We start from the raw sequence: 11,871 nt of genomic DNA on the forward strand, positions 1-11,871 counted from the left end.
TGTCGATGTGATCGACTGACTCTTAGTTGATTACGAAAACGCGACCGTGTATGGGGATTTGGAACAAGAGAAGGTGCTTCACCAAGGCAAGGTTCGTCTTCTCCCAAACGGGTGGGTTGCGTTGCCCACTAACCGACTCCTGTCTCCTGAAGCGGTACACCACATCGATCCATAGAGATCCGGTACTGAGCGATCAGGGTTGTGAAACTATCAACTGTTGAGGATTTCAACAGAGCCACACGACTAACCCGCTGAGATCTCGCTGGGTCCGCCGCTCAAGAGTGACAACCGTATCCAGCAGCGCCAAAATCCACACAATTTCGTACGCTCGTCTGGCAGTTCGAGAGCAATGATTCAAAATTGATCTTGGAACGCTGAGAATCACCACGAATTGATGCTAATTCGACCTGAAACTGGCCTATCCTCCGAAACTGTGAGAAACGTGTTGGCAAGACAAATCGGGGACTGTTTCGGCCACAGAAGTACGTTGGAACAATTAATTTCGAGCCCGGTTAGGTCGGGATATGAGCTGGACCCGTCGTAGAGTGCTCGCGTCCATGGCTGGTGTATGTGGGGCCTCCGGATGCCTTGCCTCCCCTGACCGATCACTGCCGACAGCACCGACCAGTGGATGGAACCAGTCACGGTGTGATGCCCAGAAAACGGCTACATCCGATGTCACAGTCCCTGAACGCGGAAATCTAGCGTGGGGCGGTGGCAGTGGCCAGATGCTGTCGGTAGTGGCTGATCAGACCGTGTATACTGTTGACGATGACGATGGCCTTACCGCACTCAATGCCCAAACCGGCGAGCACAGGTGGCAAACAGCCCTCGATCGCGACCTTGACGATACGGAACCGGTTGGTGTCTCAGGAGGCATCATCAATGATCAGTTGTTAGTTGCGACCCGGGGGAGGCTCTATTCGTTCAGTACTGCCGACGGCAGTGAGCGGTGGCAACGAAAGCTTCCGGGGCATGTATCTTCGATATCGACGACGGTCGTCCCAGATCGACAGATCGGGCTGATTGATTTTACGCACGGTCAGAAGTACTACATTATCGCCGTTACGGCCGAGTCAGGCGAGATCAAATGGCGAGATTCTGTACTGCGAGGCGGCGGACGTGGACTAGCAGTATTTGACGATCACGTATATGTTACTGGAACATCTAAGACAGGTGAAGAAGTTCTACGCTGTCTTGAAATAGACACCGGGGAGTTGATCTGGCAGCAAGGAATCGCAGATACTGACCGCTATTCGACGCATGTCTGTGTGACGAGTGGTGTCCTAATCGGTGAGGGAGCCGATATTAGTGTCTATGATCATAGCGACGGAAAGCAGAGAGCATCTGTAGAGCTTCCGCACGGACGGGTTCGCAGTATCGCCGTTGACGATGGTACCGCTTTCGTGCTTTCCGAATCCGGTCTCGCAGCGGTATCGGTGCCAGACGGCGGCAGGCAGTGGTCTCTGTCGAGAAATCCGACCCGACATTTTGTCCGCGGCCCACTCGCAGTTGGGCGCGAAAGCGTCGTCGCACCAGTGTTCATGGAATCGCTTGGTTGTCCAGCAGTCGTTGCGTTTGAGCGGATCGATGGAACACGGCGTTGGCACTATACTCTCGGTGACGACTTTGCGTGTGGAACGATCTGGTCTCAACCAGTCCTCGCCGACGGGGCAGTGTTTATCGATACCAGCCCGCATACTGTGACTGCTCTTGGAGATCTTTCCCAGCAGGATTGACTCTCTGTGGCTCTGTTGAAATCCCATTTTTCAGGGCGAGAATCCCGCCGTTTACGGCGAGGAGGATGTCACAGCGGATATCGCAGGGCTGTGATGCGTGGTTTCGGCTAACTCATACTGGCTGCCGGGGTATCAGCTCTCACAGGCCTTACATTCGAGGATATCTCGGCTGAACTTCTGTGCGGCGTTGACGCTGTGTTGGTAGTAGAGACTCTTCACCCCTTTTTTCCAAGCCTCGATGTAGAGCTGGTTGATCTCCTTGACGCTCACTTCGCTCGGATCGATTGAGACGTTCAGGCTCTGTGCCTGGTCGATGTGTTTCTGCCGCTGCGCTGCCTGGTTAATGATCGCCATCTGTGGAATCTCGGCGAAGGTCTTGAACACCTCCTTCTCCTCGTCGGTTAGGCAGTCGAGGTGTTGGACGCTCCCGTCGTTCTGTGCGATGCTGTCCCAGACTTCACGCTCATCTCTGCCTCGCTGTTTCAGTATCCCCTCGAGGAATCGGTTCTTCTGCGTCGATTTGAGCTTCGCACCGTCACGGACGAAGTAGTTCGATTTTAGTGGTTCAATGCTCGGACTGACCTGCCCCAGGATGACGCTGCTGGATTTCGTCGGGGCCACGCTCATCGTCGTTGCGTTCCGGCGACCGTAGCCGTCGAGCACTTCCGGCTCACCGAACTCGTCGGCGAGCCGACGACTCTCCTCGTAACTTCGCTCCTTGATGGTGCGGAAGATTGCCTCATTTTTTTCCATCGCCTCCATGCTGTCGAACGGAATCATCTCGCTCTGGAGGTAGCTGTGCCAGCCGAGGACGCCGATGCCGATCGCCCTGTGCCGTTTCGCAAACCGCACTGGCCGTTCCATGAACTGCGTCCCCTCCGCCTCTTGGATGAACTCCTCCATGACGGCGTCGAGGAACCGCGTCAGCGTCTCTACTGCGTCGGTGTCCTTCCACTCGTCGTAATGGAGCGCGTTCATTGACGAGAGACAACAGACGAAACTCTCGTCTGGCGTGGCGGGCAGCGCGATCTCGGTACACAGGTTGGAAGCGTTGATCTCGTAGCCCTTGTCCTTGTATACCTGTGGCTTCCCCTCGTTCATATTGTCCCGGAAGATGATGTACGGGACTCCGATGTTGATCCGCGTCTCGATGATCTCTGCCCACGTCTCTCGCTTCTCCTCGTCGCCGTCGACCATCGCCTGGAACCAGTCGTCACCAATGATGACGCCGTAGTAGATGTCCTGTACAGGGTCGCCCTCGGTCTTGATGTTGAGCCACTCGTCCAAGTCGTCGTGTTCGATGTCGATGTACCCCGCGAACTGTCCGCGCCGCGTCTCTCCCTGGCTGACAACGTTGATGATCGTGTCGAACAGCTCGGTAAAGCTATAGCTCCCGTTGCTCTTGCCGTTGTTCGTGATCGGGCTGCCTCGGGGCCGGATCTCGCCGAAGTACCCGCTGGTCCCGCCGCCCAGCTTGGTCATCTCGCCCACTTCGGCCTGTGTGTAGAGGATGCTCTCCATGCTGTCCGCCATGTAGCTACCGAAGCAACTGATGGGCAGGCCTCGGTCCAGACCGAAGTTCGACCACACTGGACTCGCGAGGCTGTAGAAACCCCGACTCATGTAGTCATAGAACTTGTCCGCAAAGCCGTCATCATCCAAGATTTCTTCAGCCCGCTCTCCGATCTCTCTGACCCTTTCCTCGGCTGTGACGCCCTCAAGTAGGTACCCCTCGTTGAGGAATGCCCTGCTATCCTCGTTCAGCCAATAGAACGGTTCCTCGTGCTGCTGTTGTACCTCGTCGAGTGCTGGTTCTGTTTGTGCCATCGTTAGAACATGTCCTCTGCGGTAACGCTCTGCGAGTGCTTGTTGTACGTGGTCGACCGCTTGCTGAAGAAGTCGTTATCCTTCGTCATCATGATGTCCTCATCGAACCACCGCGTCTCCTCGAGCAGGTCATCGTCCGGGTCGAATATCGGCTCGACACCGACGTTCTCGAGGCTCTGATTGAATCGATCCCGGAGGAATGCGTCGACGTGCGCCCGGGGAAGAAACTCCAGTTCACCCTCACCGAAGATCCAGTCTAGTATCTTCATCTCGGCCTCGAACGCCTGCTGACAGGCGGCTTGGACCTCTTCTTCGAAGTCTTCGTCGAAGAGGTCCGGATTCTCCTCGCGAATCGTCTCCACGAGTTCGACACCGAATAGCCCGTGAATCTGCTCTTCCTTGCTGGTCGCCTCGACGGCGTTTGCGATCCCCTTGAACTTCTTTTCGTGTTTGTCGAAGCTCGTCATGATGAGGAACTGCGAGAACAGCGAGACGTGTTCAACGAATGTGGAGAACAGGAGGAGACTCATCACGTACTCCTGTGTGTCGTCGCTCTCGCTCTTCTCAAGATACTCGTCGAGGTAGTCAATCCGCTCCTCGATTGCGGGGACGTCGGTCACCTCCTCGAAGTCTTCCGCAATCCCCAGGATGTCGAGAAGGTGACTGTACGCGTCCATGTGTCTGACTTCACTCTCCGCGAAGGTCATACCGACGTTCCCGACCTCTGCTTTGGGCATCTCGTCGTAGATGCCTGCCCAGAATGTCTTGACCTGGACCTCAATCTGCGCGATGGCCAGCATCGTCCGCTTGATAACGGCCTTCTCGGCAGGAGTCGTGTTGACCTTGAAGTCTTGGACGTCTCCTGAGAAATTGAACTCCGTGTGAACCCAGTAGCTGTTCCGTATCGCGTCTTTGTACTCAAGAACGTCGGGGTATTCGTACGGTTTGAGCTGCGTTCGTTCGGAGAAGATGTCAGTCTCTGACTCTCCGCCTGTGGTTTTGCTTTCAGTCATTGGTACGTACTCTGGAGGAATCGTTCTCTGTTGGGTGGTTTCTGTTGCCGTCGTTCTCTGTGCGTCTGGACGTGGGCCATGCTCGTCCGGTCAGGGATTGACCGAGCATTCGTTTGATCTGCGTATGGTTGTATCATAGTGAACCGTCCGAGGCGTCGAAGTCATCAAGTTCTGCATCCAGGACCGCATCAAGTTCTCTCAAGAATTCCTGCGGCTCAGAGAATGCTTTGTAAACGGAAACAAACCGAATGTAAGCTATCTTATCGAGCGTGCGGAGGTTCTCAGAGACGAGTTCGCCGATGAGACTCGAAGAGACGATCCGTGCCTCTTGATCTTGTAGTTCGCTCTCGATATCGTCAACGAGAGTAGTCACTGTTGTCTCGGTCACATCTCGCTTCTCAACGGCTCGCTCGATCCCTGCGCGGAGTTTCTGTCGGTCAAACGGTTCGATGGTTCCGTCGCGTTTTTTCACTTGGAGGGATTCCCACTCCGGACGTTCGTAGGTCGTAAAGCGGAACGAACAGCGTTGACACTCGCGGCGTCGTCGGACGGAGGTTCCGTCGGTACTGGCCCCTGTATCGATGACGCGTGTTCGCTCGTTCCCGCAGTCCGGGCAGTTCATAGTTGTCACTGCTTAATCCTCCATGGTCTTAACCCCATATGTGGTGCCTCTCGATTTTGACCGCAACATCTGGTGGTGAGGGCTGTCACATAAACCTTACCCAATAGAATTGGAATAGTACAATTCAGTTTGATTGCCGGGCGTGGGTGATTGGGCTCAGATGTATTGAGCACACCAGGTTCAACTGCGCTACAGCGATTTTTTCGAAGACAGTTGTACCCCGCTGTGGGCTAGCAACGGTCGTGCTCAAACATTTGGAGGGTAGGTTATGGCCACAATTCTTGACTGTGGGTGCCAATACGCTAACGATGACTGACGAAATAGAAATCCCGACCGAGCCACGGGCCGCGGTCGACGCACTGGCGACACACCTAACTGCGACCGCAGACCGCCCAGTGCCGCCAGCAACGAACCGATGGCTCGGGGAAGCTGAAGCCGTCGCCCGCGACGCTGCCAGTGACGGTCTTGACACGCAAACCAGGCAAAAGCGGGTTCGTCAGGTTGCCACACTGCTTGAGTCGGCTGACGAAACAGATGATGTGGTTGCCGATCGCCATATTGAGGCGGCTATTCAGTGCTGCCAAGTCGTTCTCGCTAACGAGTGACCGTGGTTGAGACTGTACAGGATATCTCTCTCGCCACATGTTAAATTCTGCCAGATAGAGAAACCAAATTAAATCTCACAAGGTTGTTCTCTTTCGTTAAAGAAACGATTTTAAGTTACAAAAGAGTGTCCAAGCGCACCACGCTTATGTTCGTGGTGTCTAAAGATTACTTTGATGAGTTCAAAACAAGACGATCTCAAAGAGACGAACACTGAGGCCCGCTTCGAATTCAAGAAAGAGGAGAAGTCCGCTTTCAAAAGCGAAAAGGGCCTTACCGAGGAGACGGTGCGCGTCATCTCGGAGGACAAAGACGAGCCGGAGTGGATGCTGGAGCGCCGCCTGCGGGCCCTCGAACAGTTCCAAGAAATGCCGATGCCGACCGACTGGCCCGGCCAGCCGGACCTGAGCGAGGTCGACGTCGACGAGATCGTCCCCTACATTCGGCCGGACGTCGACGTGCGGGCGGGCGTCGACGACTGGACCGAGCTCCCTGATGACATCAAAGATACCTTCGACAAGTTGGGCATCCCGGAGGCGGAGAAGAACGCGCTCTCGGGCGTCGGCGCGCAGTACGAGTCGGAGGTCGTCTACCAGAACATGCAGGAGCGGTGGGAAGAGAAGGGCGTCATCTTCTGTAACATGGACGAGGCTGTCCAAGAACACGAAGAACTCGTCCGCGAGCACTTCATGACGAAGTGCGTCCCCCCGAGCGACAACAAGTTCGCGGCGCTTCACGGCGCCATCTGGTCGGGCGGCTCGTTCGTCTACATCCCCGAAAACACCACGGTAGACATGCCGGTCCAGGCGTACTTCCGGATGAACTCCGAGGGGATGGGCCAGTTCGAGCACACGCTCATCATCGCCGAGGAGGGTGCCGAGGTCCACTACATCGAGGGCTGTTCGGCCCCGAAGTACTCGAAATTCAACCTCCACTCGGGCGGCGTCGAAGTGTTCGTGGGCGAGGACGCCCACGTCCAGTACTCGACCGTCCAGAACTGGTCGAAGAACACGTACAACCTCAACACGAAGCGCGCCATCGCCGAGAAGGGCGGGCGCATGGAGTGGATCTCCGGCTCGATGGGCTCGAAGGCGACGATGCTGTACCCCTCGACGATCCTGAAGGGCCGCGGTGCCTCGGATAACCACATCACCATCGCCTTCGCGGGTGAGGGCCAGGACATCGACACCGGCGCGAAGGTGTACCACAACGCGCCGGACACGAAGTCCACGGTCGAGTCGAAGTCGATCGCGAAGGACGGCGGCCGCACCAACTACCGCGGGCTCGTCCACATCGCGGACGGCGCCGAAAACTCCTCGACGGCCGTCGAGTGCGACGCGCTGATGTTCGACAACGAGTCGACGTCGGACACGATGCCGTACATGGAGATCAACGAGTCGAAAGTCGACGTCGCTCACGAAGCAACCGTCGGGAAGATCGGCGACGAGGACATCTTCTACCTCCAGTCGCGCGGGCTCGACGACGACGACGCCAAACAGATGATCGTCTCCGGGTTCATCGAGCCGATCACGGAGGAACTGCCGATCGAGTACGCCGTCGAGCTGAACCGCCTCGTCGAACTCGAGATGGAGGGCTCGCTCGGGTGATCTAATGCCGGAGTGCGCACACTGCGGAGCACACGTCTCACAACAGTTTGTGACCGTGTTCGGGTTGGACGGCGGCGACGTAGTTGCCTGCCCGGCGTGTTCCAATAAGGCAAACATCGCAGAGACAGTGTTATCCCGTCGCTCATAACGAACGATGGAGCACTGCTTCGCATGTGACACTGACTACGGGTATCTTGGAACGACACCGCATGAGGGATCCTGTCCGGCCTGTGGCTCGTCAGTCGTAACACCAGCAGGCGAACTCAGCGTCGTCGACACGACAACGTGGGAGAGTGCCAATAGTCTCTCGACAATCCACGTGACGGCGGTCGACGCCCGCTCTCGTCGATTTGAGTTTGTCGTTGCGGCGCGTCGCGGCCGGGGAGAACTGGTCTGTCTTGCGATCGATGGGATGGCGGTGCCCACCGATACAGTGTGGTCAGTCCCGGCTGCCGTCGCTACGAGAGTTACCGCGCACGGGATCAGGCTCAGTGATTCCACGCCAGCTCAAAGCATATGAGGAACGGTACAGGCCGGACACACGGTCGGTCATGTCTGTCCTGTCTCGGTCGCGAGAGGTGATGTCGCTTGGTGAACTCGAATCTGAAATTGCTCCGACAGACCCCCGTTCGTTGATCAAACGGAAATGATCGGTTACTCATATTAGATCTGTTTTTATTACCGCGCGCCCAACATATTGTTATAGAGATGAAAGAGCAGCTCAAAGTAGGAGTCATACAACACAACCCTGTAATCGGTGATATAGACGGGAACCTCGGTAAGATAACCAAGGAGTACAGGCAGCTGGCGGATACTGAGCCTGATCTCGTTGTCACACCTGAACTCTCGATAGTTGGGTATCCACCGCGTGATTTACTCCACCGAGCAGAGATACTTGATGCTCAAGAAGCAGCTCTCAATGATCTGGCTTTAGAAACCGCTGACGGGCCACCGTTAATCGTCGGCGCTGCGGTCAGGACCGAGCGTGACAGCGGTGCGCCGATCCACAATGCCGCAATCGTGCTCCGCGATGGAAAGAAGAGTGAAACGTACCACAAGCGGTTACTGCCGACATACGATGTCTTCGATGAGCATCGGTACTTCCAGCCCGGGACCGACCCAGTAGTCGTAGATATTGCGGACACCGCCATTGGACTCACGATCTGTGAAGACGCGTGGCAGGATGCCGTCGTAACCGGGACACGCCGCCACGACGAGAGTCCGCTACAGGACACAGCTGCGAGCGGAGCGGATCTTATTATTACGCTTTCTGCGAGCCCATTCAGTCTCGAGAAACCGTCTCGACGTGAACACCGGTTCGCAACGCATGCTGCTGAGACAGACTGTCCGGTTGTGTTTGTTAATCAAGTCGGTGGGAATGACGAGTTGATCTTCGACGGACACTCATTGGTCGCTGTTGATGGAGCGGTCCACGAGCAGTTGACAGGATTCGAGTCTAGCACTACTGTCGTGGACGTTTCGGTCGGCGGAGACGCAACAGTTCCGACAGGTAATACTGAAACCCGCGCTACGCAGGCCCGCAAAGCACTCACGCTCGGCGTAGGGGATTACTTCGAAAAAACCGGGTTTGAGGAAGCCGTAGTTGGGTTATCAGGTGGGATTGATTCCGCAGTCGCGGCCGCGCTCGCAGTAGCGGCACTCGACGCAGAGAACGTCTATGCCGTGTCTCTCCCAAGTGAGGTCACAAGCCAACAGAGCATCGCCGACGCTCAGACGGTAGCGGCAAACTTAGGCATCGAGTTCGATGTGATCCCTATCGGATCGGCAGTGGAGGACATCTCCCAGACGCTTGATGCGAACAACGCATCGCTCACTGGTGTTGCTGCTGAGAACATCCAAGCGCGAATCCGTGGGTCTATCCTCATGGGAATAGCGAACCAGCGTAATGCGCTCGTGCTCACCCCAGATAATAAGAGCGAAGCCGCAGTCGGCTACTGTACGCTGTACGGCGACGCCGTAGGCGCGCTTGCTCCACTCGGTGATTGTTACAAACAGCTGGTCTACGAGTTAGCTGGTGTGTTCAACGAGACACTTTCCTCAGCAGGATCATCGCCTGTGATTCCAACGTCTGTAATTGAGAAAGAGCCGAGCGCAGAGCTTCGTTCCGGGCAGGCCGACGAAGAGGAAATCCCAGCGTATGAGGTACTGGATCCTATTCTTGAACAGTATATCGAGGAAGGCGAAACCATCAGTTCGATACGAGAGGAATATCCCGACCACGTTGTTGACGAAGCACTTAGACGGACTACACACGCCGAATTCAAACGACGGCAAACTCCACCGCCACTTCGTATCACACAGAAGGCACTCGGGCGTGGATGGAACTATCCAATTGCCGCAGCGTACGATTGTCTACTCGATGACCATTGAGACTTCGTGAGCTGGCCGCTTCAAATAACCGGGCCAAGTTTCGGATGACGTTGCTGGAGAGCGTCGCAGCAGCCGTTGAGTTAGAATTCCAGTAGGAAGCGTAGGCACAAGTCTCAGGTAAAGGTCTTAGTTTTGTATCTTAGATAATAGTCTTAGATACACGGAGCTAGTAGTCAGACGGCGAACGACAGCAAGTTCATCCAATCAGTCAGTTCCACTGCTACCCACGTATGTTAGCTGCGCCGTGAGATCTGTCGCAGAGACCATCCCGACGATTTCATTTTTATTGCTAGCTACAGTGTTGACTCCTGAGGCCTACATGCGAACAAACGACATATAGTATGTAGACTGTCAAGTATACGTTGGCTATCTATTGGCATAAGTGAGAGATATCTAGCTTGATTTCAACCAACCCGAAGCTAGCATATCGTGGTTCTGTTTGTTATGAGGGTTCGTTTAAATTTAGGCAGTTATTAGATTCGCATTAGATATGAGATGCTGCTCGCAGCGCCACGGTTGAGCTACACAACTACCGATGATAATAGGCCACATCAGTTCCAATGGGTCGTATGAGCGAACACAGAGATTATCGCGCCGGTTTCCGCACGCAGCGTGAAGAGATCGAGGACAAACAGTTACCCACTACTGGGGAGTTTCCAGACTGGCTCTCTGGGGATCTCATCGGGAACGGGCCGGGACAGTTCGAGGCCGGCGACACAGGGCTGCGACACTGGTTCGACCCGTTCGCCATGCTCCGGCGCTTTCGGATTGACAACGGTGAGGTTAGGTACGCGAACAAATTTGTCCAGAGCCGGGATTACGCATTCGCACAGGATCATGGCGGCGTCCGAACCCCGTTCCCAGGAACACCTCCCGATCGATCGGTCTGGACACGACTGCGTCAAGTTCTCGATGGGACATTTCCGGACAACCCAGTCATCGGTATCCAGCGGTTCGGCGACGAATTCGCGGCGGTTACTGAGTCACCGACAGCACTGACGTTCGACCCTGACACGCTCGAAACGACGGGGCGAATCGATCTCACGGCTGGATTGGACTGCGATTTGACTCTCGCTCATGTTCACTACGACCCTGTCGCGGAAGAGTTCATCAATCTGGGGGTGTCGTATGGTCGCAACACGGTGTATACGGTGTTCAAGCGGCCGAGAGACGGTGGGACGCCGACCCCGCTGAGTCGGCTTCAGTTCGATGAGGCACCGTACATTCATTCCTTCGCTGTGACCGACCAGCACGTCGTCGTGACGGTAAACGCGTACGGGCTGGACACCACGCAGCTCCTCAAAGGTACCGTAACGAAGGAGACGTTCCTTGACGCGTTTCAGCCACTGTCGACGCCCCTCCGCTTCGTCATCCTCGATCGCTCGACCGGTGAACACGTGGCAACCGCGTCGGCGTCACCGGCGTTCATCTATCACCACGCGAACGCGTTCGAGCGTGAGGGCGAGCTCGTCGTCGATGTAGTTGCGTTCGACGATGATCGCGCAGTGACCGGACTCGCATTGTCAAACCTCCGGAGCGACGATCCGGACCTTCCACGAGGCGACCTGTGTCGGTACACGGTACCGTTGTCCGGCGGTGAGGCAACTCGAGAGCCACTCCACCGTGGTCCAGTTGAATTCCCAGTGATCAACTACCGAGCGGTTAACGGCACACCCCACCGATACGTCTACCTCGCTGAAACTGACGGAGCGTCAAGCCTACCGACAGATATCACGAAGGTGGACGTCGACACCGGCACGGCCCACCGCTGGCGCGAGTCAGGTACTCATCCAGGCGAACCGCTGTTCGTCCCCGCGCCTGAGGCAGAAAACGAGGACGACGGGGTGCTGCTCTCGGTCGTATTAGATCCCGACGCAGACCGCTCCCGGTTGGTCTGTCTCAACGCCGAGACGCTCGGGGAACTCGGCCGAGCCGAGCTCCCGCATCGTCTCCCGTTCGGATTCCACGGGCAATTCTACGGCCCCGTGGCTCCCGGACGGAGTATGGCGTGAGGTGTCGGATCAAAGTAGGCTAACCCACGACTAAAGTCGTGGGCTTTCAGCGTGGAC

Annotated in this window: 8 protein-coding genes; 4 read left to right on the forward strand and 4 right to left on the reverse strand. The window is 56.1% G+C overall.

The features are described 5' to 3' along the window. The first annotated feature begins 728 nt into the window (after positions 1-728). Positions 729-1,739 carry a PQQ-binding-like beta-propeller repeat protein gene (locus Z052_RS07105; protein WP_179235187.1) on the forward strand — a complete coding sequence of 337 codons (1,011 nt, stop codon included), beginning with the start codon at positions 729-731 and terminating at the stop codon, positions 1,737-1,739. A 132-nt stretch (positions 1,740-1,871) separates the two neighbouring features. Here Z052_RS07105 and Z052_RS07110 read toward each other — a convergent pair whose 3' ends face one another. From Z052_RS07110 to Z052_RS20170, 4 genes are all read right to left on the reverse strand, one after another. Further along, complete coding sequence (locus tag Z052_RS07110; RefSeq protein ID WP_099288927.1) at positions 1,872-3,566, reverse strand: ribonucleoside-diphosphate reductase subunit alpha; 1,695 nt, start codon at positions 3,564-3,566, stop codon at positions 1,872-1,874. A 2-nt stretch (positions 3,567-3,568) separates the two neighbouring features. Next, complete coding sequence (locus tag Z052_RS07115; RefSeq protein WP_099288928.1) at positions 3,569-4,579, reverse strand: ribonucleotide-diphosphate reductase subunit beta; 1,011 nt, start codon at positions 4,577-4,579, stop codon at positions 3,569-3,571. A gap of 133 nt (positions 4,580-4,712) precedes the next feature. Further along, a complete protein-coding gene (gene nrdR / locus Z052_RS07120) occupies positions 4,713-5,201 on the reverse strand; it encodes a transcriptional regulator NrdR (protein WP_089309352.1) in 489 nt (162 codons plus the stop codon). A gap of 371 nt (positions 5,202-5,572) precedes the next feature. Then, complete coding sequence (locus Z052_RS20170; protein ID WP_155120077.1) at positions 5,573-5,758, reverse strand: hypothetical protein; 186 nt, start codon at positions 5,756-5,758, stop codon at positions 5,573-5,575. 222 nt (positions 5,759-5,980) lie between these two features. On the opposite strand from Z052_RS20170, the gene sufB reads away from it, so the two are divergent. From sufB to Z052_RS07150, 3 genes are all read left to right on the forward strand, one after another. Further along, the gene (gene sufB, locus Z052_RS07130) at positions 5,981-7,411 is read left to right on the forward strand and encodes a Fe-S cluster assembly protein SufB (RefSeq protein ID WP_094519725.1); all 1,431 of its coding nucleotides are present in this window, start codon (positions 5,981-5,983) and stop codon (positions 7,409-7,411) included. 708 nt (positions 7,412-8,119) lie between these two features. Beyond that, positions 8,120-9,802: an NAD+ synthase gene (locus Z052_RS07140; protein ID WP_080508707.1), complete on the forward strand. Its 1,683-nt coding sequence runs from the start codon at positions 8,120-8,122 to the stop codon at positions 9,800-9,802. Positions 9,803-10,371: 569 nt separating this feature from the next. Further along, positions 10,372-11,814, forward strand: a complete 1,443-nt coding sequence (locus tag Z052_RS07150; protein ID WP_094519727.1) for a carotenoid oxygenase family protein — start codon at positions 10,372-10,374, stop codon at positions 11,812-11,814. Positions 11,815-11,871 lie beyond the last annotated feature (57 nt).

This window comes from Halorubrum sp. C191 (assembly GCF_002727095.1).
GTDB lineage: Archaea > Halobacteriota > Halobacteria > Halobacteriales > Haloferacaceae > Halorubrum > Halorubrum ezzemoulense.